Origin of the sequence: Pseudofulvibacter geojedonensis, from assembly GCF_042675745.1 — a bacterium.
GTDB lineage: Bacteria > Bacteroidota > Bacteroidia > Flavobacteriales > Flavobacteriaceae > Pseudofulvibacter > Pseudofulvibacter geojedonensis.
This window is the reverse complement of the sequence record NZ_JBHTJM010000009.1, coordinates 84,783-108,805: the sequence shown is the minus strand read 5'-3', so window position 1 is coordinate 108,805 and position 24,023 is coordinate 84,783. Positions and strand designations below refer to the sequence as shown.

At 30.8% G+C, this 24,023-nt stretch carries 23 protein-coding genes; 9 read left to right on the top strand and 14 right to left on the bottom strand.

The window, feature by feature from the left end; genetic code table 11:
• Positions 1-50 precede the first annotated feature (50 nt).
• From ACFQ1O_RS09995 to surE, 5 genes are all read right to left on the bottom strand, one after another.
• Complete coding sequence (locus ACFQ1O_RS09995; RefSeq protein ID WP_377715881.1) at positions 51-2,054, bottom strand: ComEC/Rec2 family competence protein; 2,004 nt, start codon at positions 2,052-2,054, stop codon at positions 51-53.
• Positions 2,055-2,097: 43 nt separating this feature from the next.
• Positions 2,098-2,874 carry a C40 family peptidase gene (locus ACFQ1O_RS09990; RefSeq protein WP_377715880.1) on the bottom strand — a complete coding sequence of 259 codons (777 nt, stop codon included), beginning with the start codon at positions 2,872-2,874 and terminating at the stop codon, positions 2,098-2,100.
• Positions 2,867-3,988, bottom strand: a complete 1,122-nt coding sequence (gene lpxB / locus ACFQ1O_RS09985; RefSeq protein WP_377715879.1) for a lipid-A-disaccharide synthase — start codon at positions 3,986-3,988, stop codon at positions 2,867-2,869. The genes ACFQ1O_RS09990 and lpxB overlap by 8 nt, the downstream gene beginning before the upstream one ends.
• Positions 3,989-4,065: 77 nt before the next feature.
• Complete coding sequence (locus tag ACFQ1O_RS09980; protein ID WP_377715878.1) at positions 4,066-4,356, bottom strand: hypothetical protein; 291 nt, start codon at positions 4,354-4,356, stop codon at positions 4,066-4,068.
• Positions 4,349-5,116 carry a 5'/3'-nucleotidase SurE gene (gene surE / locus ACFQ1O_RS09975; RefSeq protein ID WP_377715877.1) on the bottom strand — a complete coding sequence of 256 codons (768 nt, stop codon included), beginning with the start codon at positions 5,114-5,116 and terminating at the stop codon, positions 4,349-4,351. The genes ACFQ1O_RS09980 and surE overlap by 8 nt, the downstream gene beginning before the upstream one ends.
• Positions 5,117-5,275: 159 nt before the next feature.
• Between surE and ACFQ1O_RS09970 the strand changes: the two genes are divergently transcribed.
• The 3 genes from ACFQ1O_RS09970 to ACFQ1O_RS09960 are packed head-to-tail and all read left to right on the top strand — an operon-like array spanning position 5,276 to position 9,351.
• Entirely contained in the window at positions 5,276-7,414 is a 2,139-nt protein-coding gene (locus tag ACFQ1O_RS09970; RefSeq protein WP_377715876.1) for a carboxy terminal-processing peptidase, read from the top strand.
• Positions 7,415-7,435: 21 nt separating this feature from the next.
• The gene (locus ACFQ1O_RS09965) at positions 7,436-8,542 is read left to right on the top strand and encodes an ABC transporter permease (RefSeq protein WP_377715875.1); all 1,107 of its coding nucleotides are present in this window, start codon (positions 7,436-7,438) and stop codon (positions 8,540-8,542) included.
• Positions 8,543-8,544: 2 nt separating this feature from the next.
• On the top strand, positions 8,545-9,351 hold the full coding sequence (locus tag ACFQ1O_RS09960) for a DNA/RNA non-specific endonuclease (RefSeq protein ID WP_377715874.1): 807 nt from the start codon (positions 8,545-8,547) through the stop codon (positions 9,349-9,351).
• Positions 9,352-9,367: 16 nt separating this feature from the next.
• Here ACFQ1O_RS09960 and rodA read toward each other — a convergent pair whose 3' ends face one another.
• The 7 genes from rodA to ACFQ1O_RS09925 all read right to left on the bottom strand — a co-directional run bounded on the left by rodA (position 9,368) and on the right by ACFQ1O_RS09925 (position 17,129).
• Positions 9,368-10,624 (bottom strand): rod shape-determining protein RodA, encoded by a 1,257-nt coding sequence (gene rodA, locus ACFQ1O_RS09955; protein WP_377715873.1) that lies wholly within the window; start codon positions 10,622-10,624, stop codon positions 9,368-9,370.
• The gene (mrdA, locus tag ACFQ1O_RS09950) at positions 10,624-12,492 is read right to left on the bottom strand and encodes a penicillin-binding protein 2 (protein WP_377715872.1); all 1,869 of its coding nucleotides are present in this window, start codon (positions 12,490-12,492) and stop codon (positions 10,624-10,626) included. Before mrdA ends, rodA begins: the two co-directional genes overlap by 1 nt.
• The gene (locus ACFQ1O_RS09945) at positions 12,489-13,004 is read right to left on the bottom strand and encodes a rod shape-determining protein MreD (protein ID WP_377715871.1); all 516 of its coding nucleotides are present in this window, start codon (positions 13,002-13,004) and stop codon (positions 12,489-12,491) included. Before ACFQ1O_RS09945 ends, mrdA begins: the two co-directional genes overlap by 4 nt.
• Positions 12,997-13,806 carry a rod shape-determining protein MreC gene (gene mreC, locus ACFQ1O_RS09940; protein WP_377715870.1) on the bottom strand — a complete coding sequence of 270 codons (810 nt, stop codon included), beginning with the start codon at positions 13,804-13,806 and terminating at the stop codon, positions 12,997-12,999. Before mreC ends, ACFQ1O_RS09945 begins: the two co-directional genes overlap by 8 nt.
• A gap of 11 nt (positions 13,807-13,817) precedes the next feature.
• Positions 13,818-14,846 carry a rod shape-determining protein gene (locus ACFQ1O_RS09935; RefSeq protein WP_377715869.1) on the bottom strand — a complete coding sequence of 343 codons (1,029 nt, stop codon included), beginning with the start codon at positions 14,844-14,846 and terminating at the stop codon, positions 13,818-13,820.
• A 144-nt stretch (positions 14,847-14,990) separates the two neighbouring features.
• The gene (gene purH / locus ACFQ1O_RS09930; RefSeq protein ID WP_377715868.1) at positions 14,991-16,514 is read right to left on the bottom strand and encodes a bifunctional phosphoribosylaminoimidazolecarboxamide formyltransferase/IMP cyclohydrolase; all 1,524 of its coding nucleotides are present in this window, start codon (positions 16,512-16,514) and stop codon (positions 14,991-14,993) included.
• A gap of 120 nt (positions 16,515-16,634) precedes the next feature.
• Positions 16,635-17,129 carry a GAF domain-containing protein gene (locus ACFQ1O_RS09925; RefSeq protein WP_377715867.1) on the bottom strand — a complete coding sequence of 165 codons (495 nt, stop codon included), beginning with the start codon at positions 17,127-17,129 and terminating at the stop codon, positions 16,635-16,637.
• Positions 17,130-17,215: 86 nt separating this feature from the next.
• Here ACFQ1O_RS09925 and xrtF point away from each other — a divergent pair, with 86 nt between their 5' ends.
• The 6 genes from xrtF to ACFQ1O_RS09895 all read left to right on the top strand — a co-directional run bounded on the left by xrtF (position 17,216) and on the right by ACFQ1O_RS09895 (position 22,098).
• Positions 17,216-17,752: an exosortase family protein XrtF gene (gene xrtF, locus ACFQ1O_RS09920; protein WP_377715866.1), complete on the top strand. Its 537-nt coding sequence runs from the start codon at positions 17,216-17,218 to the stop codon at positions 17,750-17,752.
• Positions 17,742-18,176, top strand: a complete 435-nt coding sequence (locus ACFQ1O_RS09915) for an exosortase F system-associated membrane protein (RefSeq protein WP_377715865.1) — start codon at positions 17,742-17,744, stop codon at positions 18,174-18,176. Before xrtF ends, ACFQ1O_RS09915 begins: the two co-directional genes overlap by 11 nt.
• 34 nt (positions 18,177-18,210) lie before the next feature.
• Entirely contained in the window at positions 18,211-18,624 is a 414-nt protein-coding gene (locus tag ACFQ1O_RS09910; protein WP_377715864.1) for an HYC_CC_PP family protein, read from the top strand.
• An 89-nt stretch (positions 18,625-18,713) separates the two neighbouring features.
• The gene (locus tag ACFQ1O_RS09905; RefSeq protein ID WP_377715863.1) at positions 18,714-20,957 is read left to right on the top strand and encodes a TonB-dependent receptor; all 2,244 of its coding nucleotides are present in this window, start codon (positions 18,714-18,716) and stop codon (positions 20,955-20,957) included.
• Positions 20,958-20,984: 27 nt separating this feature from the next.
• Positions 20,985-21,428 carry a heavy-metal-associated domain-containing protein gene (locus ACFQ1O_RS09900; RefSeq protein WP_377715862.1) on the top strand — a complete coding sequence of 148 codons (444 nt, stop codon included), beginning with the start codon at positions 20,985-20,987 and terminating at the stop codon, positions 21,426-21,428.
• Between the two features lie 133 nt (positions 21,429-21,561).
• A complete protein-coding gene (locus ACFQ1O_RS09895; RefSeq protein WP_377715861.1) occupies positions 21,562-22,098 on the top strand; it encodes a hypothetical protein in 537 nt (178 codons plus the stop codon).
• A 36-nt stretch (positions 22,099-22,134) separates the two neighbouring features.
• On the opposite strand, the gene ACFQ1O_RS09890 is transcribed toward ACFQ1O_RS09895, so the two are convergent.
• Together ACFQ1O_RS09890 and ACFQ1O_RS09885 are read right to left on the bottom strand one after the other, a co-directional pair.
• The gene (locus ACFQ1O_RS09890) at positions 22,135-22,866 is read right to left on the bottom strand and encodes a LytR/AlgR family response regulator transcription factor (RefSeq protein ID WP_377715860.1); all 732 of its coding nucleotides are present in this window, start codon (positions 22,864-22,866) and stop codon (positions 22,135-22,137) included.
• A 4-nt stretch (positions 22,867-22,870) separates the two neighbouring features.
• The gene (locus ACFQ1O_RS09885; protein WP_377715859.1) at positions 22,871-23,935 is read right to left on the bottom strand and encodes a sensor histidine kinase; all 1,065 of its coding nucleotides are present in this window, start codon (positions 23,933-23,935) and stop codon (positions 22,871-22,873) included.
• Between the last annotated feature and the right edge of the window lie 88 nt (positions 23,936-24,023).

Sequence of the window (24,023 nt, the reverse complement as noted above, 5' to 3'; positions counted from 1 at the left end):
AGCCAAATTATTGGTAAGATTAAGTTGTAGTTTATTTATTTATTGGTTATTTAACGAATTACAACCCATCCCTTTTCATTCGTAGAGTGGAAAGGGATTTTTTGTTTTTTACAAGTTGATCTCCATCTAGTAACATAACTTTTGTAATTGTTGTTGTCAGCTATTACTAAGTTTGGTTTTAAACTATTGATTAATCTGTCCAAATTAATTTTAGGAGATTGAGTTAGTATTACAATGTTAGGTTTATAGGAAGTCTTGTAAATTCCCTTAGAATCTATTAAAAGGATTTTCTTTTGGTTGACTAGATATATGTTTTTAATACTATCTTTTTTATGTTCAGTAATAAATTCTCCAATTATATAATTGTTAATGTTATTTCGTGTGTTTTCAGAAGAAGAAGCATAGTTTAATGATTGACCATTTCTCATTCCAATTAAAGTGTTTTTATATTGATTGAAAACGATTAATTCATTCTTTTTCTGGTGTTTATATTTATTAAATAGTAAAGCCGACTGAAAAATAATGATACTAGTCAATACAAGAGCTAACTTTTTTACAGAAAAGCGATTCCAAAGAATAACAAACGATATAATGAGTATATAAGAGCTGATTAAATTTAAACTGTTAAAAGATATCTGTTCAAAAATAAACTGTTCTTTTTGAGCTATGTAAGCAACAAACTCCTGAAGTAAATCAATTAAATACTCATAAAAAGGTACAAGTTGATTCAAAATGTTAAAGTAAGCAGTTATAATAATAACAAACCCAAAAACAAGTAGTATTCCTAAAATAGGTATAATAATTAAGTTGGATAACATGAAAAGCCCAGGGAATTGATGAAAATAGTAAAGGCTTAGAGGTACTATGCCAATTTGAGCAGCCAATGAAACGCTAAAAATATCGTATAATTTCTTTAAAACGAGGTTTTTGGGTTTCCAAATTTTATCAAATAAAGGCTTGATACTTATAATAGCAAATACTGCTGTATAGCTTAATTGAAAGCCTACGTCAAACAAATAATTTGGATTACAAAGTAATAAGATAAAAGCCGAGATACATAAAGTATTGTAAGTGTTGGTTCTGCGTTTAAAATGAATAGCAATACTTAATAAAGAAAACATGGTAACTGCACGCACAACCGAAGCAGATAAGCCAGCAATAAATGCATAAAACCATAAAAGAGTAATAATTATAAAAGGGATGCATTTCTTGAGTTTAGGCAACTTCTGTAATGGTTTTAATAACCAATTTAATAAAAGCATAATAATACCTATATGCAATCCAGATATGGCTAAAATATGAATAGCTCCTGCTTGAGTAAAATTTTGATATACATCTTCGTTTATATCTTGTCTCTGACCCAATAAAAGAGCATTAATAATACTTAAGTTGTTTGGGTTTTTAATATGAGGCTGAAGGTGTTTATTGATTCGATTTCTAATGTTATTGGTATAACCATAAATAGTAGGCTTTGATAGATAATTTTTACTGTTATGTGCTGATAAAAATAGTTGATGCCTGATGTTTTTTTTAGCCATATAGGCTTTAAAATTGAATTGATGAGGATTTTTAGTTTGACTAAATTGAGTAAGTGCGGTATAGCTTAAAAAGCAAGAATCAATGCCTGCTTCTAATGAATCAGCTATATTAACTAAAATAGTTCCTGTAGCTTTTTTCCGATTTAAATAAATAATTTTTCCTAGATAGCGCTGATGATATTTACTGGGTTTGAGTTTTTTATAAAGTTGAATATTAATTAAGTTAGGCTTATCTGCCACTGCATATTTATTATAATAGTTTTTTTGATTACTATGAGTCTGAATGTGTGTGCTTATACATCCAATAAGAAGAAATAAGATATAGGTTAATAAACCAAAAAATGGCTTTTGAATGGATTTGTTTAATGTGTAGAAAAACTGAAAACAAAACAGTATTAAAAGCAAGCTAAATACTTGAAAAAGAAGTCTGCTAGAAGGACAAAAATAGTAACCTATTAGTATGCCTAAAATAAGGCAAATAGTTATTTTAATAATTAGAAAATTAAGCAACTTCATAGTATAAGTTACTCAAAAAGCAAATATCACTAAATTAGGTTAACTATTTATTTGGTATAATTAATACTGTGCCTAACTTTAAATTGGTAGATGATAAATTGTTTCTTTTCATAATTGCATTTACAGAAGTATTGTGTTTTCTGGCAATGCTATAGAGGGTGTCTCCTTTTTGTACTTTGTGTTTTAAACCATTACTGTTGGCAATTACTGTTGGTTTGGTATTAACGGTTTCTTTAAAATCAGTTAATACTCTTTTGGCTTTAGTATAAGCATTAGACCAATATCCTTCCTTTAAAGAAGAAATCATTACACCTCTAGAAGAAGATGAATGTATAAATTTTACATCTCTACCCTTAACACTAATAACAAGACCAACATGGTTAATTTGATTTTTTCGTCCTGTCTTAAAAAATAATAAATCTCCTTTCTGTATGTTTTTGGTTTTAATATTTTTTCCGAAGTTAGACTGAGCTATTGAAGTTCTAGGCAGATGAATGTTTACAGATTTGAAAGATGTAAACATCAGTCCAGAACAATCCATTCCCGATTTACTAGTGCCACCATATTTATATCGAGTTCCTTTAAAACTCAAGGCTTTACTAACAATTTTATCAGCTTTTTTCGAAGTACTTACAGAGTTAGTTGAATTGCTATTGGGTTTTTCTGTGTTGCTTTTTGGTATAGAGCTATTTATTGGTTTTTTAGTAGTATATGTTTTAGGCTTACTAGATGGAGATTTAGAAGTTACTACTCTAGATTTAGACTTACAAGAAATCAATAAAACAGTTAAAACAAATATCAGTATATAATGTTTACGCATTCTTGTTAGATTGATTAATAATTAATTCAGCCGTTTTGTTACTAGCACCACTACCACCCAAAGCATTTTCTAGATCATAATAGTCGTTAAATAATTGATAACGGTGTTTTGTGTTTAATATTCTTTTCAACTCCTTTTTTAATTGTTTAGAGTTAAATTCTCCTTGTATTAATTCGGTAACAGCTTCTTTGTTTAATATTAAGTTAACCAAAGATATATAATCTAATTTTATAATTCTTTTGGCTATTTGATAGGATATTTCACTTCCTTTATAACAAACTACCTGAGGCACTTTAAATAAAGCTGTTTCTAAAGTGGCAGTTCCAGAGGTAACTAAAGCAGCGGTAGATAAACTTAATAAGTCATAGGTTTTATTTGAAATAAAACTGATGTTTTCATTATTGATGAATTGCTGATAAAAGCTATAATCTTGACTTGGTGCTCCAGCAATGACAAACTGATAATCTGGAAAATCGGCAACTATAGATAACATAACCTTTAGCATTTTTTTTATTTCCTGTTTTCTACTTCCAGGTAATAAAGCGATAATAGGTTTATCGTTTAACCGATGTTTTTTTCTAAACTCAAAGTCATCAACCTGCTTTCTGTTAGCAATAGCGTCTAATAATGGGTGACCTACAAAGTGAACCGGGAAATTGTGTTTTTCCTCGTAAAACTCTTTTTCAAAAGGTAAAATAACATATAATTGATCTACATCTCTTTTAATATCTTTAATTCTACCTTCTTTCCAAGCCCAAATTTGAGGAGAAATATAATAATGCGTTTCATAGCCTAAAGGCTTTGCCCATTTCATAATTCTGAAATTAAAACCAGGATAATCTACAAATATGATTTTATCGGGATTGTACTCTTCAATGTCTTTTTTGCAAAAAGCAATGTTTTTGGTAATAGTTCTTAAATTCATTACAACTTCAACAAACCCCATAAATGCTAATTCACGATAGTGTTTCACTAAAGTGCCACCTACTTGTTGCATCAAATCTCCTCCCCAAAACCTAAATTCGGCATAAACATCTTTTTGTAAGATGGCTTTCATTAGATTGGATGCATGTAAATCTCCAGAGGCCTCGCCAGCTATAATGTAGTACTTCATTTATTAGTTGTATAAAAGAATCTAGTTCAAATCTACATATTTTTAGATGAGCTAGTAGTATTTGTTTGGCAGCTTTTTTATAAAAAATAAAGACTATAGGTAATAAAAGCTATAAGTAAAGTTGCTAAAACAACACCTCTAGCTTTATATTCTAGATCTTTTCTTAGCAAGAAAAAAAATAATAATAAATTAGGAATAGCGCCTAATGCCAATAACATCCATAATTTTTCATCATTCTGAAAACTGATAAATGTTTCGCTAAAACCACCATGTTTAACTTTAGATATAATAAAAGTACATAACGAAGCTCCAATAACTGTAGATAAAAGCCCCATAACAAAACCAATAAAAACTTTTTGTTTAATCATTAAAATTCCAGGTGTTCAAATTTTGTATAAAATGATGAGCAGTTAAATCAAACTGAACGGGTACAACACTAGCATATCCGTTTTGTAAAGCATAAATATCGGTATCTTCTCCCTTATCTTGGTTTACAAATTTACCAGTTAGCCAATAATATTCTTTTCCTTGTGGGTTAGTCCTTTTGTCAAATTCTTCAACCCAGTTGGCTTTGGCCTGTCTACAAACCTTGATCCCTTTAATGTTGTTTTTAGGAAAATTAACATTAAGTACTGTTCCTTGTGGTAACCCGTTATCTAATACATTTTTTGTAATAGATCTAATGTGTTTTTTTAGAGGTTCAAAATTAGCATTCCAACTATGATCTAATAAAGAAAATCCTATAGAGGGGATACCTTCTATACCTGCCTCTATAGCAGCACTCATGGTTCCAGAGTAAATTACATTTATAGAAGAGTTAGACCCGTGATTAATTCCTGAAACACATAAGTCAGGTTTTCTGTTTAAAATTTCATTCACGGCAAGTTTAACACAATCGGCAGGTGTACCAGAACAACTGTATTCTATTTGTGGTCCTTCGTCTAATATTAAAGATTCAATATGCAAGGTTGAGTCAAGAGTAATGGCATGCCCCATGCCACTTTGCGGACTATCTGGTGCCACAACAAACACATCTCCAAATTCAATCATTACACTAATTAAATTTCTTAAACCAGGAGCTGTAATTCCATCATCGTTAGTAACTAAAATTAAGGGTCTTTTTTTCATTGTAAATCTTTAGACAAAAGTAAGGGCTAAAGTACGAAAAACAGATTTAAAATAGTATTTTGCTCACTTTAAGAAAAAATTAATAAAAGTGTTATTGTTTGGCATGTTTTTTTCACTAATTTAGAAGAATACATAATAATGATGTTAATTGAACGGATTATGAAAAAGAACTTAAAATTTTTAGTATTACTGTTTTTGGTAGCAGTAACCTCATGTAGTTTTACAACTAAAACATTTGATAACCCAGATAAGGATAAGTTGTTAATTGATTTGATTACTTATGTTTTAGATAGAGGACATTATAATCCTAAAGACATGGACGATACCTTTTCTGAAAATGTATTCAATGATTTTTTAGAAAGTATAGATCCTCTTAAACGCTATTTTTATAAAAAAGATATAGAGGAATTTGCTAAGTATAAAACGAAAATAGACGATCAAATTAAAAACAAAGAAATTACTTTTTTTAATTTAGTATATGATAGGCTACAACAAAGAATGGAAGAGGCAGAACAAATGTCTTTAAAGCTACTCGATACACCATTTGATTACAGTAAGAAAGAAGACATAAGTGTTGATTATGAAAAATTACCGTATGCTGAAAGCAAAAAACAAATGAAAGATCGTTGGAGGAAACAATTAAAATATTCAACTATAAACGATTATGATAATGAAATAGAGGCAGATGCTAAAAAGAAAGAAGATGAAGAAGGGTATAAGGGAAAAACAAAATCAGAATTAGAAGCTATAGCAAGAAAAGATACAAAAGAGTTCTTGATTGATTTTTTTGACATAATGGATGATTTAGAACGTAAAGATTGGTTTGCAAATTACATCAATGCCATTGTAGAGGAGTTTGATCCTCATACATTTTATTTCGCTCCGCAAGATAAAGAAAGGTTTGATCAGAATATGTCTGGTAAGCTAGAAGGTATTGGAGCGCGTCTGCAAAAGAAAAGAGATGAAGTAAAAATTGTTGAGTTAATTTCTGGGGGGCCAGCTTGGCGTGGTCAAGATCTTGAAGTAGGAGATGTGATTGTTAAAGTAGCTCAAGAAGGAGAAAAAGAATCTACTGCAATAGGAGGAATGCGTTTAGATGATGCAGTAAAATTAATTAAAGGGCCTAAAGGAACAAAAGTAACTTTAACAGTAAAAAAAGTAGACGGTTCTTTTGAAGATATTGTAATTAAGAGAGATGTTGTAGAGCTTGAAGAGACTTATGCAAAATCTTCGTTGGTTAAGAAAGATAACAGAACGTTCGGATTTATTAACTTACCTAAGTTTTATGTAGACTTTAAAGATTATTCAGATAGTAGAAATGCCGCTTCAGATGTAAAGAAAGAAATCATTCGTCTTAAAAATGAAGGAATGGAAGGACTGGTTATTGATTTAAGAAATAACGGAGGAGGATCTTTACAAACTGTTGTAGATATGGCAGGCTTGTTTATAAAAGAAGGCCCAATTGTTCAAGTGAAATCTACAGGTAAAAGAAAAGATGTGTTGTCTGATACTGATGAGAGTATTTTATGGGATGGACCATTAGTTATTTTAGTAAATGAGTTATCAGCTTCAGCTTCAGAAATTTTAGCAGCTGCATTGCAAGACTATAAAAGAGCTATTATTATTGGTAGTGATCAAACTTTTGGAAAAGGAACAGTACAAAACGTTTATGATTTAAATCAGTTTATGAGAAGTAGTTCTTTTGGAGACGTAGGAGCATTAAAAGTTACTACTCAAAAATTTTACAGAATAAACGGAGGTTCTACTCAGTTAGAAGGAGTAAAGAGCGATGTAGTAGTTGTAGATCGTTATAGTTTTATTGATATAGGAGAAAAAGATCAGGAAAACCCATTACCATGGGATAAAATAGATCCAGCAAGTTATACAGCCTGGGATGGTTTTATCAACTATGAAGAAACAATTAAGAGTAGTAAAGCTAGAATGGCTAACAATAATCAATTAAAATTAATTGAGGAACAAGCAAAGTGGATTAAAAAACAGTCTGATGAAAAACAATTGTCATTAAATTATGATGATTATCTTATTAGAAAAAAAGTAGCCAAAGAACAAGGCAAAAAATATGAGGCTTTAGATAAATATGTAAATAGTCTAAGTTTTTCTTCATTACCTTATGAAAAAGAGTTGATAAAAAAAGATTCTATATTAGGTGAAAAAAGGTCTAGATGGCATAAAAATTTGTCTAAAGATGTTTATGTAGAAGAGGCTATAAATGTTTTAGAAGATTTACAAATAAGTAATATTAAGAAAAAGAACAAAGTTGCTGTCTTAAAGGATTAAAAAAGAAGTAACTATTAGTTAATGAGAATACAAAAAAACTCTTTAAGTGGTTTAGCGCTCCAAAAATTTAAAAGGAATTTTTGGGGCGTTTTGAGTTTGTGTTTTATTGTAATTTGTGGGTGCATTGCCATTTTTGCATATGCTTTGGCTCCAGATAACTCTGAGAATGCAAACCAAATGCACTTATCAATTCATTCAAAGTCTCCAGGTTTTACTGTTCAGATGCTAACAATTCCACAAAAACAAGAAGAGCAATCTTTTTTTAGTCAACTTTTTTTGGGTGCTAAAAATCTCTCAACAGAAATTCCGATTAAAAACTATAAGGTAGAAGCTAATTCTTTGGTAGTACAACCTTATTCTGAATTAAAGACTAATGGCTTAGTAAAAACTTTTTCTTTAGATAAATTTCCAAATACAGAAAATATAGAAAGCGTTGTAGAAAAATACATTACAACCAAAACATTTACTTTAGGAACAGATAAATATGGTAGAGACTTATTAAGTAGAGTTTTGGTTGGGGCTAGAATATCTTTTTTTATTGGTTTTGTAGCAGTGTTTATTTCATTGATAATCGGAATTTTTATGGGGGCTATAGCTGGTTATTATGGAGGAAAGATAGATGCAATAATTATGTGGTTTATAAATATAGCATGGTCAATACCTACGTTATTACTAGTAATAGCAATAACATTAGCATTAGGTAAGGGGTATTGGCAGGTTTTTGTAGCTGTAGGTTTAACTATGTGGGTAGAAGTAGCTAGGGTAGTGAGAGGCCAAGTTATGGGTGTTAAAGAGCAACAGTATGTAACTGCTGCTAGGGCTTTAGGTTTTACCGATTTTAGAATTATTTTCAAACATATATTGCCCAATGTCATTGCTCCTTTAATTGTTATTTCTGCAGCAAATTTTGCGGCAGCAATATTAATAGAGAGTGGCTTGAGTTTTTTAGGTATAGGGGCTCAACCTCCTATGCCTAGCTGGGGAGCTATGATAAAAGATCATTATTCATATATAATTTTAGGTAAGCCATATCTAGCACTAGTGCCTGGTATAGCTATTATGAGTTTGGTAATGGCTTTTATGTTAGTAGGCAATGCATTAAGAGATGCACTAGATGTTAAAAGTTAATAATGAATAGTAAGACAAAATACACAATAATTGCGGTGGTTGTTTTGATCGCTATTCAATTTGTAAGATGGTATGTAGAAGAGGGCCTAGAGACTAAAGTAATAACAGGAGATTCTACTGTAGTAGCTTCTAATCAAATTTATTTGCCAACTAGTACAACTGGAAATATTATTTATCATAATAATTATTCACTTTCTTATCATGAAAAGTTCGAGCAAGCTGAATGGGTTGCTTATGAGTTAAAAAGAGATCACTTGTCTAACAAGAAGTTTAAACGTCCTTTATTTTATCAAGATGAGAGTATTAAGACTAAATCTGCGCATTGGGCTAATTTTAAAAATTCAGGTTATGATAAAGGGCATTTGTGCCCAGCTGGTGATAGGAAATTTACAAAACAAGCTCACGACGAAACATTTTTAACCTCTAACATTTCTCCTCAAGAGCATCAATTTAATTCAGGAATTTGGAATAGACTTGAACAAAAAGTTCGCTATTGGGCAAAAAAATACAATGGGGTTTTCGTAATTACTGGAGGAGTATTAACAGATAATTTAAATACTATTGGCAATGAAAAAGTAGCTGTTCCTAAATACTTTTATAAAGTTTTATTAGATAATAATAATGGAAAAATAAAAATGCTGGCATTTTTGGTTCCGCATCAAAATTCTAATAAGCCTTTATATGAGTTTGTGGTTTCTGTAGATAGAGTTGAACAGCTTACCGGAATTGATTTTTTCCCTCAGATAGAGGATGAAGTTGAAGAAAAATTAGAGTCTTTGGATAGTTATAAGGGCTGGAGTTTTAGGTAGTGTTAGCTTAGCTTGCTTACCATTCATTAATTCTGTTGGCATCTAATTTAATAAATATAAAAAGTAGTATTGTAAACCCCCATAGACCAGAACCTCCATAACTAAAGAATGGAAGTGGTATTCCTACTGTTGGAAAAACACCTATAACCATACCTATGTTTACTAAAAAATGAATAAAGAAAATGGCAGCTACACTATAGCCATAAATTCTACTAAATTTAGATTTTTGTTTTTCAGCACGACTTAAAATACGCAATATTAAGGTTATAAATAAACCAATAACAAAAGCACTTCCTAAAAAACCCCACTCTTCACCAACAGTACTAAAAATATAATCTGTGTGTTGCTCTGGTACAAACCCACCTTTAGTTTGAGTTCCGTTTAACCAACCTTTTCCTTTCCAGCCACCAGATCCTATTGCAATTTCTGACTGATTAGTATTATAGCCAATACCTTTATTGTCTACTTCTTTTCCTAAAACGATATTAAAACGGTCTCTGTGTCTTTGTTCAAAGACATTGTTGAATATGTAATTTACAGAGTATGAGAGTCCTATACAAGCAATAAGACTGAAAATATAAAGCCACTTTTTAGGTTTCTTTTTTCTGTTTTTTAAGAATAAAACTCCGATAATTCCTAAACTTATCAGAGATACTATTAAAGGTGAAAGAACTAAAGTAAGTACAAATAAAAATGCTGCTATAAAACCTAGTAAAAGATAAATAGGAGATAGCCCTTCTCTGTATAAGACGAATAAAAAAGCTGCATATACTAGTGCGCTTCCAGGGTCTGGCTGAGGTACTATAATTAAAGCTGGTAAAAATACAATTAGAAATGCTTTTAGTTGATGATCTAAGAGTTTTATATTGGTTTGTATATCACTTAAAAATTTTGCTAGCGCAAGTGCTGTAGCTGCTTTTGCAAATTCACTTGGTTGGATACTAAATCCTCCAAAAGAATACCACGAAGTAGCTCCAGAGATTGTTTTTCCGAAAATGAATAAACCAACTAAGGAGAGTAAAGAAACTATATAAATAATACTAGCAAATCGTTCGTAAAACTTTGCTTCTAGAGCCATTATAAGAACAATTAGTCCAATACTTAATCCAATAAATATTTGTTGCCTTCCATGAGGTAAATCTAACATAGGGATACTAGGGTCATTGTTATACGCAGCAGAGTAAATACTCATCCACCCAATACCTACTAGCATAAAGTAAAGTAAAATCATGAGCCAGTCAATCCTAACCAGTATGTTGTCTTTTTGTCTCATTATTTGTTTATAGTGAATTCTTCACCGCTAATATATTTATCGTATTCTTCCTGTAAACTACCATTTAACATTTTAGTTTCTAAGTCATTTCTGCTTATAGAACCTCGTAAGTATTTTTCGATCATTAAACTTGCCATAGGAGCGGCCCATCTACCTCCCCAATAACCGTGTTCAACAAAAACTGCCATTGCTATTTTTGGATTATCTTTTGGAGCAAAAGCAACAAAAATGGAATGATCTGTTAATTGTTTTCTTTCACCATTAATTTTTCCATATACTTCGGCCGTTCCAGTTTTTCCACATATTTCAATTCCTTTTATTCTAGAGTAATAACCGGTACCTCCAGGTTGTTCGTACACATTAAACATACCCTGAATAACTGGTTCGAAGTTTTCTTTACTAATAGTAGTAATTTTTTTAGAAGTAAATTTTTTAGGTATTGTGTCGTTCGCTATATTTTTTATAATGTGAGGGGTGTAATAATATCCTCTATTAGCTATAGCAGCAGTCATATTAGCCAATTGAATTGGTGTAGTAAGAATTTCTCCTTGACCAATGGCGTTTGAAATTGTATAAGTTGTAAACCATTTGTTCTTTCCGTACCATTTATTGTAAAAAGTAGTGTCAGGAACATTTCCTTTGCTTCCTATAGATAAATCGTAACCAAGATAATTACCCAACCCAAAACTTTTAACATGATCACTCCAGTGTTTTATTCCATTAGTTGCGTTTCCGTATTTATCAATTGTTTTCTTATAAGTGTTACCAAAGTAAGCATTGCAAGAGGCAAATATACCTTTGTTTAAATCGTTGCTAGCCCCATAGCTACAATGACATCCCATATTTCTTGTTCTACTGTATTTGAATCCGTGTCTACAAGTAAAGCGGGTTTGAGGAGTAATAACCCCTTCTTCTAAGCCAATTAAAGCATTTAAAAGTTTAAAAGGAGATCCAGGAGGATAGGTGGCTTGTAAGCCTCTATCGAATAAAGGTCTTGCTATAGTGTCTAAATAAAATTTGGTGAAATTTTTAGAACGCTGTCTACCTACCATTAAAGCAGGGTTATAACTGGGTGCAGATACCAAAGCTAAAATCTCACCGGTATTAGGTTCTATGGCTACAATTCCACCTCTTTTGTTATTCATTAGACGTTCGCCGTATTCTTGTAAAACTGCATCAATGGTAATGTTAATATCTTTACCGTTTATAGGTAAAGTGTCTAGTCTACCACCTTGATATGCGCCAATATCTCTATTAAATCGATCTTTTTGTATATACCTAACACCTTTAATCCCTCTTAGTTGTTCTTCGTATGATTTTTCTATACCAGTTTTCCCTTCTAGGTCACCTGGTTGGTAATAAGGATTTTCTTTAACTTTTTTGGGATTAACTTCGGCAATATACCCTAATACATTAGCTCCAATTGTTGTTTGATAATGTCTGGCTGATCTTTTTTGTATATAAAAACCTTTGAACTTTCTAATTTTTTCTTGAAGTCTTGCATGCTCTATTTTTGACAATTGACTGACAATTGGTGATGGCAGCCTAGGAGAGTACACTTTAGCTTTGTGTAATTGCTTGTTTAACTTTTCAGGTGTAATGTTTAATAATTCACAAAGTTCTAGTGTGTCAAAAGGTTTTACATTTCTTGGGATGGCCATAAAGTCATAAGAACGCTGGTTTGCAACTAATAATTTTCCATTTCGATCATATATATGTCCTCTTTCTGGATAATTGTATTCCTTCTTGTAGGCATTGCTTTCAGATTGTTGTTTGAAGCTGTCATCTATTATTTGCAAATAAAAAAGCCTGCCTAAGAATAATAAGCCAGTTATAAGAACCAATAAGTATAGGAGTGCTTTCCTCATTTCTTTTTTTTACTACTAAATAAAGCTAATAACAAGATACTTAATAATAAGGTATATATGCTAGAAAATAAAGTGTGTTTTAAGCTATATAGTATAAAAGAAAAGTTAAAAGTTTCTAAAAGAAACATAATTAGATGATGAATTATGATTAGAATAGAAAAATAAGATAATCTTGACCCAAACTCTGTGTTAGCAAATTTAATGGTGTGAAACTCGTAACTGGTACCAAAAGCAAATTTTAAAATACTAGGTCTAATAAAAGCTATCGAAGTACATGCAACTGTATGGACTCCTCCTGAAGAAGAAAAAATATCTAAGGTAAGACCAAGGAGAAAACTAAAAAACAAAAAAATATTTTTGTTTGTGTCTACTGGATATAATAAAATAAACAATATGTAAACATAAGGTATGTATTCTTCATTTCCTCCTATTCCCATATTATTAAACAGTAATACTTGTGATAATATGAGTAGAATAAATTGTCCGATTCTAATAAGAAATTCTTTATTCATTTTCACTTTGATTTAAGAGTTTTTGAATTTCTTTTTTAGAATTATTTTTAATCACATAAACATATCCAATATTAGTCATGTCATTAAAGAGTTGAACATCTATATCATAATGGTTTTTTGATTGTTGTAAACTGGCTTTTGCAACAGTTCCTATGTGTATACCTTCTGGAAATATAGAATAATTTCCAGTTACAATTGTATCTCCTTTTTGTACTTTGCTGACTGTACTAATATCTTCAAGTTGTACAGTGTTGGTTTCTTTTCCGTCCCAAAATAGAGAGCCTAAATGTTTGGTTTTTGCTAATTGCGCACTAATTCTAGATTTTGGGTGTAGTACAGAGAGAATGGTGCTAAAGTTTTCATTTACATTAACGGTTATACCTATTATACCATCCATAGTAATTACACCCATATCTGGCTCAATACCATGTTTTTTACCCTTGTTAATCAGTAATAAGTTTCTCTTTTTATTATAACTGTTTTCTATTACTTTGGCTGGAATAAGATTGTAGGGTTGTTTTTCTGGAGCAGCCTGTGTGTTAGAAATTTTGTAGTTGCTTAACTCTTTTCTTAATCTGGCATTTTCATCTAATAAGCGTTCATTGTACTCTTTTAGATTAAAGTATTCATTAAACTGATTGGCAGACTCATACACTCCACCAGTTATATCGTTAGCAGCATGAATAAATTTGCTTTTATGATACCTGTGAGATTGTATGGTTAAAGACAAACCAATTGTGACTAGCAGCAAAAAAAACAAACCGTGTTTGTTTCGCAGTAAAAAAGTGATTATCTGCTGCATTGTTTGTTAAATTACTTGATCAATACACTTTTGTAGCGATTTAGGTCTTTTAGGGTAATACCCGTACCTCTAACAACTGCTCTTAAAGGGTCTTCGGCAATATAAACGGGTAAATCAGTTTTCTTAGAAAGACGTTTGTCTAAACCTCTTAACATAGAACCACCACCAGCTAAATAGATACCAGTATTATAAATATCTGCAGCCAATTCAGGTGGTGTTTGTGATAAGGTTTCCATAACAGCATCTTCAATGCGTAAGATTGATTTATCAAGAGCTTTAGCAATTTCTCTGTAAGATATTTGAACTTGTTTTGGTTTACCAGTTAATAAGTCTCTACCTTGAACAGACATGTCCTCTGGAGGTGTATCTAGATCTTCTGTTGCTGAACCTATCTGAATTTTAATTTTTTCTGCAGTCCTATCTCCAACATATAAGTTATGCTGAGTACGCATATAGTAGACTATGTCATTAGTAAATACGTCTCCCGCTACTTTTACAGACTTATCGCAAACAATACCACCAAGGGCAATAACGGCAATTTCTGTTGTACCACCTCCTATGTCTACAATCATATTTCCTTTTGGCTGCATAATATCTACACCAATACCAATTGCTGCAGCCATAGGCTCGTGAATTAAGTAAACTTCTTTACCATTAACACGTTCGGCAGATTCTTTTACTGCTCTCATTTCCACTTCTGTAATACCAGAAGGAATACAAATAACCAAACGTAATGAAGGAGTGAATAACTTTTTCTTAAGAGTAGGAATGTTCTTGATGAACATGGTTAGCATCTTTTCTGAAGCATCAAAATCTGCAATTACTCCATCTTTTAAAGGACGAATGGTTTTAATGTTTTCGTGGGTTTTACCTTGCATCATATTGGCTTCTTGACCCACAGCAATAATTTTTCCAGATATTCGGTCTCTAGCAACAATAGATGGAGCATCTACTACTACTTTTCCGTTGTGAATAATTAAGGTGTTTGCAGTACCTAAATCGATGGCTATCTCTTCGGTAAGAAAGTCAAAAAATCCCATAAATGATTAGAGTATTTTAAAAGGGTAAAACGTGTAAAAACTATAATTAACCAAAGGTAATAAAATAACTCTAAGTTTTGACAAAAAAGTAGCCTCAAAAAAATATTTTTTTGAGGCTATATAATGTAGTTGAATTCGTTCTTTTTAGTGTTTAAAATGACGCGTTCCAGTAAATACCATTGCTATGTCATTTTCATTACAATAGTCAATACTTAATTGATCTTTAATTGAACCTCCTGGTTGAATAACAGCTTTAATACCAGCTTTGTCTGCAATTTCTACACAATCTGGGAAAGGGAAGAAAGCATCACTAGCCATAACAGCTCCGTTTAAATCAAAATTAAATTTATGAGCTTTTTCAATGGCCTGACATAAAGCATCTACTCTAGAAGTTTGTCCTGTACCACTTGCACATAATTGCTTGTCTTTTACTAAAACGATAGTGTTAGATTTGGTGTGCTTACAGATTTTAGAGGCAAATAATAAATCGTCTATTTGTTTGTCTGTAGCAACTGCATTAGTTTTATTTTCTAATTGAGATTTAGCATCTGTAACATTGTCTTTGTCTTGAACTAATACTCCATTTAAACAAGTTCTAACGTTTGTAGTTGGTAATTCAATATCTTTCTGAACTAGTAATATCCTATTTTTTTTACCCTTTAAAGTTTCTAAAGCATCAGTATCAAAAGAAGGAGCAATGACTACTTCACAGAATAATTCGTGAATTTTTTCTGCAGTTTCTTTATCGATAGTTGTGTTGGCTATTAAAATACCACCAAATGCAGAAGTAGGATCGCCTGCTAAAGCATCAGAGTATGCTTGACTTATTGTTTCTCTTTGTGCAAACCCACAAGCGTTGTTATGTTTTAAGATAGCAAAAGTAGGTGCTTCTCCTTTAAATTCGTTTATTAAATTAACAGCAGCATCAACATCTAATAAGTTGTTGTACGACAACTCTTTTCCGTGTAACTTATCAAACATAGCATCAAAATCTCCAAAGAAGAATCCTTTCTGATGAGGGTTCTCTCCGTATCGTAATACTTTACCTTGTTGTTCACTAGCCTTGTAAACTACTTCTTCTTCGTTAAAATAATTAAAGATAGCTGTATCGTAATGAGAAGATATATTAAAAGCTTTAGCTGCTAACTTCTTTCTATCTGCTATAGTAGTTTCTCCGTTATTTTCTGATATTAGGTTTAAGAAGTCGTCGTATTGTTCCATAGAAGAAACAATAACGGTGTCTTTAAAGTTCTTTGCAGCGGCACGAATTAAAGAAATACCTCCAATATCTATTTTCTCAATAATATCTTGTTCAGAAGCTCCAGAAGCAACTGTTTTTTCGAAAGGATATAAATCAACAATTACTAAATCTAACTGAGGGATGTTATACTCTTCCATTTCAGCAACATCACTAGAATTATCTTGACGGTTTAATATTCCTCCAAAAACTTTAGGGTGTAATGTTTTAACTCTACCTCCTAAAATAGAAGGATAAGAGGTAGCTTCTTCTACAGGCACTACAGAAATACCCAATTCATTTATAAATTTTTCTGTACCTCCTGTAGAATAAATAGTTACACCTAGCTCATCTAATTTTTGAACGATTGGCGCTAAACCATCTTTGTGAAAAACCGATATTAATGCCGATTTAATTGCTTTTGTGTTCATTGTTGTTGTGTTGTTTTTAAGAAAGGTGCAAAAATACAGCTAAACAATGAAATAACAATAAGTTAATAGATATTTTAATTAATAATTCCCTCTCCGGAAGGAGAGGGGTAAGATAATGTATTATTCTTCTAATAAAAGAGAGTCTATTTCAATGCCGTCCAGTAAGTTAGCTACTTCTTTACAAGCAAATTCTAGAAAACGCTCATCATCTTCATTAAAAGGATTAATTGTTTTAGAATCAATATCTATTTGTCCAATGTTTTTTCCATTAATAAATATAGGTACAACAATTTCAGCTTTTACAGTAATACTACAAGCTATGTAGTTATCTTGAGCTTTTACGTCTGGCACAACAAAATTATCATTACTTTCGGCTACTTGCCCACAAATTCCTTTTCCAAATGGAATTGTTAAATGATCTGTAGGTTCTCCAACATAAGCACTTAAATGAAGTGTTTTCTTTTCATGATTAGCAAAATAAAAACCAACCCAATCGTAAGCGTCTAAGTGGTCTTGTAATAATTGACAAACACCTTTTAAACGGTCAAAAACAGATAAAGTGATATCTCTAGTTATGGTAGAAACTAATGGTTTTAAATTTTCAAACTGATTCATAGCTATTACTTTTTAATAAAAACTTGGTCGACAAAAATAATAGAAACAAACAGAATACTATTTTAAATTCGTTAATTTGTGATGATATGAATAAAATAATTCAAGAAAATAGAGGAGTAATACGGTTTATCGCTGTTTTTGTATCGAGCTATGTGGTATTCTCTTTATTCTATTCGTTTTATTTAAAAGAGCAAGTTGGTTTAGACTCTTTCTCTGGTTTTATTACAGATCAGTCTATAGTAATTTTGAATTCTATAGGTTATGAAACTTATGGAGAATCTGTAGAAAAAGAGAAGATAATTAAACTTATTGTTAGGGGTAAATTCACTTCATTCATAACAGAAGGTTGCAATGCTATGAGCATAATGATTTTGTTTGTTTCATTTGTTTTGTCTTTTGCAAAACGATTAAAGTCAACTATTTTGTTTTTGCTAGCAGGATTGGTATTTATCTATGTGGTAAACCTGTTAAGAATAGTGTTTTTAACTGCTATATTGTATCATTATCCTAGTTATACTCATGTGCTTCATGGAGTTGTATTTCCAGGTATAATTTATGGTGCGGTTTTTTTATTGTGGGTTTATTGGGTTAGATATGTAAAGAAAACACAAGATGCAGTTTAGAAAAAAAAACATACTAGCTATAGCAATATTGCTTTTAATTCTAGTTTCTATTAGACTTTTTGAAAAGAAGTTGTTTTACGACCCTTTTTTACAATTCTTTAAGTTAGATTACTTAAGTCAAGATCCCCCAAAGTATAGTTTTACTAAATTAATATTTAGTACTATATTTCGCTATATCATTAACTCAACTGTATCTATTTTCATATTAACTTTATTATTTGGTAGAAAAGTATTAAGATTTAGTGTGCTGTTTTTTGTTGTAATTTCACTTATATTGTTAACGGCTTATATTTTAATTCTTTTTGATTTAGATAGAGATTGGTACTTGAGTTTCTTTTATGTGCGTAGGTTTTTAATTCAGCCATTATTTTTATTATTACTAGTTCCTGCGTTCTATTATCAAGAGTTTTTGAAGAAAGATTAACATAAGTTAAAATTTTATGTTATATATTTGCTGTATGCCTTTTAAGAAGCAAATAGCAATTTTCCTATCGATCCTTTATTTATCTATAAGTGGAGGTTTTGCTGTAAACCTTCATTATTGTGGAGGTGAACTAGAAAGTGTGTCTACATTGTTAACAGATATCGTCTGTGAAGAAGAAGCTGTTGAGGATAAATGTTGTAGCGAAGAGAAAGATATACCTAATGATTGTTGTGATGATGAACAAATAGATTTTAATGAGGTAGATGATGATACCACATTGAATACATCTGTGGAGTTTTTTGTAGTAAACGCAATTCTTCCAAATTTTGAAACTCATCAATTTTATGAATCAGAACAATTAAAGAAAACAGCATTACCATATTATACTTTTCAAAGTAATGCTCCCCCTTTATATAAACTTCATTGTTCCCTCGTTTTTTACGCCTAATTAGTTGATTTATTATTAGAGTTAAATGTTCGTTGAATTAGCTGAAGCGATCATGATTAATTTATAATATCAATTAATTAAAATATTTAATGCAAAAAATAATAGTATACTTGGCATTGCTTTTGCCTCTAGCAATGTTATCTCAAGAGTATGTAACTGGTAAGGTGGTAGAAGGTGAAGAAGGAAATCTTATACCAGTTTTTGGAGCCAATGTATATTGGCAAGGCACATCTGTAGGAACTGTTACCGATATAGATGGAAAATTTAAAATAGCATTGAATTCTGAAAGTGGAATCTTAGTAGTGAGTTACGTAGGTTATAAAACTAGAAGAATTAAAATAGATAAATCACAAAACATTGAAATAAATTTTGAACCCTCAGACGAGTTAGAGGAAGTGATAGTAACTGCAGAAAAGAAAGCTACAGAAGTATCGTTCTTAAACCCTAAAAATGTTGTTAAGATAAACGAAAAAGAGTTGTTAAAAGCAGCTTGTTGTAACCTGTCAGAAAGTTTTGAAACCAACCCATCTGTAGATGTTAACTTTTCTGATGCAGTAACAGGTACCAAGCAAATTAAAATGTTGGGTTTAACAAATCCGTATATATTAATTACTCAAGAGAATATTCCGAGTGTTAGAGGAGCTTCACAAGCTTATGGGCTTACATTTACGCCAGGTACCTGGTTAGAGAGTATTCAAATAACCAAAGGAGCAGGTAGTGTGGTGAATGGTTTTGAAAGTATAGCTGGTCAAATTAATACCGAGCTTAAGAAACCATTGACAGATGATCAATTTTTCTTAAACACATATGCTTCTATTGATGGGAGACTAGAGTTAAATACTCATTTTAATCAGAAGTTAAATGATAAATGGAGTACAGGTTTATACGCTCATATTAATAATAGAAGTTGGAGAAAAGATCAAAATGATGATGGCTTTATGGATGCTCCTTTAATGAATCAAGTAAACTTAATGAATCGTTGGCAGTATGCTAATGAAGAAACAGGTTGGGTTAGCTTTTTTGATTTACGTTATATGAATGACAGTAAAGTGGCTGGACAGATAAATTTTGATCCAGAAACAGACAAAAAAAGCACTACGATATGGGGTAGTGAAATAAAAACTAAACGTTTAGATGTGTCTAATAAAACAGGATACGTTTTTAAAGATCAACCCTATAAAAGTTTTGGGTTTCAAAATTCATTTAGTTTACATGATCAAGATTCTTATTTTGGTTTAAGAGATTATTATATTACTCATAAAAGTTGGTATAGTAATTTTGTTTATAATTCAATATTATATAATACTAAGCATAAATTTAAAACTGGATTGAGCTTTACCTATGATAATTATGATGAATTAGTAAGTACAAATAGTTTTGGCAGATACGAGAGATCTCTGGGTAGTTTTTTTGAGTACACTTTTGATAATGGAGACAATTTTAGTCTGGTAGCTGGTGTAAGGGCAGATACTCATAATTTGTTAGGAGAATTTATTACGCCAAGATTACATATGCGTTATAATCCTTGGGAGAAAGCTGTAATAAGGGCTTCTGCAGGAAGAGGGAAACGCAGTGCTAATATTTTTGCTGAAAATCAGCAGTATTTTGCTTCGTCTAGAAATTTTTCAATAATTGATACAGATGGAGAAATTTACGGATTGAATCCAGAAATAGCTTGGAATTTTGGTGGGAGTTTTCTGCAAGGATTTAGGCTGTTTGATAGAGCAGGACGTATATCTTTAGATTATTATATTACAGATTTTAAGAATCAAGCAGTAGTAGATGTAGATCACAGTCCGCAGGAGGTTCGTTTTTATAATTTAGACGGAAAATCAATAGCGAAAAGCTTTCAGGCAGATTTAGATTACAGATTATTAGGAACAGTAGATTTTAGATTGTCGTATAAATATTACGATGTAAATGTAGACTATGAAAATGGAAGCCTTAGTAAACCTTTATTAGCTAAGCATAGAGTATTTTCTAATTTGTCTTATGAGAGCTGTCCGATTAAAGGAAAAGGGAAGCAATGGAAGTTTGATGTAACTTGGAATTGGATTGGTAAACAGCGCTTACCACAAACTCAGGTTAATCCAGTTGAGTATCAATTACCTACAGAGAGTAATCCGTTTAGTCAAGTCAATGCTCAAGTCACCAAGGTTTTTTCTAAGCATTTTGAAGTGTATTTAGGAGCAGAAAATTTATTGGGATATAAACAAGATAACCCAATAAATGCTGCAATTGACCCGTTTGGAGCTTATTTTGATAGTACAATGATATATGCGCCAATTCAAGGAGCTAGAGTGTATACAGGAATTCGTTTAAAAGTAAATTAAGAAATTTAAAACAATAGAAATATAAAAATGAAAAAGTTAATTATTTTATTATTAGTATTAGTAGCAGGTTTAGGTTTTGCTCAAGAAAAATCTAAAAAAAGAAAGTTAGAAATTGCTGTAGCTGGTAATTGTGATATGTGTAAAAAGCGTATTGAGAAAGCCGCATTTTCTGTTAAAGGAGTAAAAATGGCAAATTGGGATGTAGAATCGAAAAAGTTAACAGTTTTGGTTAATGAGTTTAAAACCGATTCTAAAGGTGTTCAGAAGGTAATCGCTAGTATTGGTCATGATACCGAATTAGTAAGAGCAAAAGATGAAACCTATGAAGCTTTACACGGTTGCTGTAAGTACGAAAGAGATAGAAATTGTAAACCAGGTTGTGCTAAAGAATGTTGTAATAAGAAACAAGAAAAATCTTGTGTAAGCTCAAGTAAAGAATGTCAAACTAAATGTTCTTCAAAAAAGAGCTAGACAATAAAAAATGATAAATAAGAGAGCGAGTTACAACTCGCTCTTTTTTGTTTGATGTTTGATATTCAGAGTTTTAGTGTAAGTTTTTGTGGTTGGTTCGACTAAAATATTTATAACCAATAAATATTTTACTATGAAAAAAATAGCTTTTTTTACACTAATAGCATTCTTGTTATTTACATCTTGCTCTACTGGTGATGATGTGTTAAATATTGATGATAACTTAAGATCTGTAGAGGTAGATAGCGAACCCAAAATAATTGTTTTTGGGATGTATTATCCGAGATGTGAAACAAACTTATGTGTTGAAGTATATCAATTTAACGGGAAAACTTTGTTAGAAGATGTTACTAATGATAAACCAAGTAGTAATGAATTTTTTAAAGGAATATTTAAACATCAAGTTACTTTGCCAAATATACGTTTAGATTTATTGAGGCTTTATAATGAGCTGCCATTACCTACATTAAATTCTATTACTGGACATACAATTGGTTTTCCGGGTAGTCATGATCAACCTATTTATTATTTAGAGTATAACGAAGATGGTAATAGACAGTTCTGGACAATAGACTCTGACTTAGATAATCTTCCGAAAGAATTACATTCGTATGTAAGGCTATTAGGAGGTTTGATTGATATTGTTCATCAAGCTGATACGACTTTTTAAAATACAGGATAAAAATTAAAGGATGATCTAATTAGATCATCCTTTTTTTGTTGGTCGTTGTATTAAATTGCTTTTAACATGTTTAGATAAAAAATCATCTTTGTAGGTTTTTCCAAGAGGTAATTCTTCTTCGCCTATTAGTATTGTATCTACGTTAACAGCTTTAATTGAATTGACGTTTATGATATAAGATTTGCTTGTTCTTGCAAAAATGTGTTTAGGAAGTTCGTTGTATATAGTTTTTATATTGATGGCAGTAATTATTCTTTCGTTCTCAGTATATATAATTACATAATCTTTTAAACCTTTAATATATTTTATGTCTTCATAAAATACTTTTACATACTTTCTGTCGGCTTTAATATAGATATAGTCATTGCTAATTTCTTCAACATTAGAAGGAGGTTTTTGGTAAAGGTCGTTCACTTTGTTAATAGCTTTCATAAATCTATTTGGGCCAATAGGTTTTACTAAATAATCAACCACGTTAAGTTCAAAGGCTTCAAGAGCAAATTGCGGATAAGCGGTGGTTAAAATAACTAAAGCATCTATATTGGTGGTTTTTAAAAAGTCTAAACCGCTTAATTTAGGCATTTCAATATCTAGAAAAATCAAATCAACCGGATTGTTTTGAATAAATTCATTTGCACTTATGGCATCATTAAAAGTACCAACTAGATTTAGTTGTTCATAATCATCTACATATAGCTCAATACCTTCAACAGCTAGTGGTTCATCATCAACTATAATACAATTTAGTTTTTTCATGATATTATTTTTGTAGGGTTTCTAATTCTAAAGTTAAAGAAAATTTATGATTATCTTCTTTAATTATTAATTCATGTGTGTTTTGGTATAGTAAATCTAACCTTCTTTTTACATTATTTAAGCCAATCCCGCTATTTTTATTGACAGCAAGAATATCTGCTTTGTTGTTTGTTACCTTAAAAATAATTTTACTCCCTTCAATTGTAAATTCTATATTTATATAAGGTTTGCTAGTAAGACCACTGTATTTTATGGCATTTTCTATAAATGGCATAAAAATAAAAGGAGCGATATTAATTCCGGTAGTTATGCCTTTTATGTTAAGGGTTATTTGACTGTCTTTTTTTCGTAGGTTTTCTAATTTTAAAAAATTCTGAAGGTATTCTATTTCATCACTTAATGATACTTTATTTTTTGCGCAATCATATAGTTGGTAGCGAAGTAAATCTGATAACAGTAATATTGACTCAGATGTACTGCTTAGGTTTTTTTTAGATTGTACATAAATGTTATTTAGTGAATTAAATAAAAAATGTGGGTTTATCTGATTTTTTAAATATTGCAGTTCATTTTCTAAACTATCTTGTTTAATAGCATTTAATTTTCGTTGCTCAATAAAATATTGTTTAAAAAATTTAACTCCAACGGCGGTTCCAATTATACCAAACATTCTAGATGCATATGAAATAATCCAGCTAAATAAAGATAATGTAACTAGTGTTACTTCACCAGTTGTTTCGTCTATTTCTTCATAAATGGTTTCTTCATACCCAAGATAATAATTGATCGTTAAGTATATAATAATTGAAAGGGTAGTTAGAAGAGTATATTTAACAACTTTACCTTTAACAAGGTATTTAGAAAAAAGAAAATAGATGTTGAAATAAACTATTACTAATTCTAAGAGTAATATTTTTATTGTACAAAACACACATGATGTACTTCCTAACTCTAAAAAAGAATTAATATCTGATGAAAATATAATTAGCCAAAATAAGATATGATATAACCATCTATACTTAGGGTTAAGTATAAAGCTAAAGACTGCATCTAAGTTTTTTTCCTGCATTTCTTTTTTATTTCTTGCTGTCAACCAAATATAATGATTTGGAAATTAAACAAATCCGATTTATTGGTGGTAAAAGTGGTTAAAAATA

Coding starts and splice junctions, on each gene's coding strand:
- ACFQ1O_RS09995 (WP_377715881.1), bottom strand. CDS start 2,054: ATGAAGTTGCTTAATTTTCTAATTATTAAAATAACTATTTGCCTTATT.
- ACFQ1O_RS09990 (WP_377715880.1), bottom strand. CDS start 2,874: ATGCGTAAACATTATATACTGATATTTGTTTTAACTGTTTTATTGATT.
- lpxB (WP_377715879.1), bottom strand. CDS start 3,988: ATGAAGTACTACATTATAGCTGGCGAGGCCTCTGGAGATTTACATGCA.
- ACFQ1O_RS09980 (WP_377715878.1), bottom strand. CDS start 4,356: ATGATTAAACAAAAAGTTTTTATTGGTTTTGTTATGGGGCTTTTATCT.
- surE (WP_377715877.1), bottom strand. CDS start 5,116: ATGAAAAAAAGACCCTTAATTTTAGTTACTAACGATGATGGAATTACA.
- ACFQ1O_RS09970 (WP_377715876.1), top strand. CDS start 5,276: ATGAAAAAGAACTTAAAATTTTTAGTATTACTGTTTTTGGTAGCAGTA.
- ACFQ1O_RS09965 (WP_377715875.1), top strand. CDS start 7,436: ATGAGAATACAAAAAAACTCTTTAAGTGGTTTAGCGCTCCAAAAATTT.
- ACFQ1O_RS09960 (WP_377715874.1), top strand. CDS start 8,545: ATGAATAGTAAGACAAAATACACAATAATTGCGGTGGTTGTTTTGATC.
- rodA (WP_377715873.1), bottom strand. CDS start 10,624: ATGAGACAAAAAGACAACATACTGGTTAGGATTGACTGGCTCATGATT.
- mrdA (WP_377715872.1), bottom strand. CDS start 12,492: ATGAGGAAAGCACTCCTATACTTATTGGTTCTTATAACTGGCTTATTA.
- ACFQ1O_RS09945 (WP_377715871.1), bottom strand. CDS start 13,004: ATGAATAAAGAATTTCTTATTAGAATCGGACAATTTATTCTACTCATA.
- mreC (WP_377715870.1), bottom strand. CDS start 13,806: ATGCAGCAGATAATCACTTTTTTACTGCGAAACAAACACGGTTTGTTT.
- ACFQ1O_RS09935 (WP_377715869.1), bottom strand. CDS start 14,846: ATGGGATTTTTTGACTTTCTTACCGAAGAGATAGCCATCGATTTAGGT.
- purH (WP_377715868.1), bottom strand. CDS start 16,514: ATGAACACAAAAGCAATTAAATCGGCATTAATATCGGTTTTTCACAAA.
- ACFQ1O_RS09925 (WP_377715867.1), bottom strand. CDS start 17,129: ATGAATCAGTTTGAAAATTTAAAACCATTAGTTTCTACCATAACTAGA.
- xrtF (WP_377715866.1), top strand. CDS start 17,216: ATGAATAAAATAATTCAAGAAAATAGAGGAGTAATACGGTTTATCGCT.
- ACFQ1O_RS09915 (WP_377715865.1), top strand. CDS start 17,742: ATGCAGTTTAGAAAAAAAAACATACTAGCTATAGCAATATTGCTTTTA.
- ACFQ1O_RS09910 (WP_377715864.1), top strand. CDS start 18,211: ATGCCTTTTAAGAAGCAAATAGCAATTTTCCTATCGATCCTTTATTTA.
- ACFQ1O_RS09905 (WP_377715863.1), top strand. CDS start 18,714: ATGCAAAAAATAATAGTATACTTGGCATTGCTTTTGCCTCTAGCAATG.
- ACFQ1O_RS09900 (WP_377715862.1), top strand. CDS start 20,985: ATGAAAAAGTTAATTATTTTATTATTAGTATTAGTAGCAGGTTTAGGT.
- ACFQ1O_RS09895 (WP_377715861.1), top strand. CDS start 21,562: ATGAAAAAAATAGCTTTTTTTACACTAATAGCATTCTTGTTATTTACA.
- ACFQ1O_RS09890 (WP_377715860.1), bottom strand. CDS start 22,866: ATGAAAAAACTAAATTGTATTATAGTTGATGATGAACCACTAGCTGTT.
- ACFQ1O_RS09885 (WP_377715859.1), bottom strand. CDS start 23,935: ATGCAGGAAAAAAACTTAGATGCAGTCTTTAGCTTTATACTTAACCCT.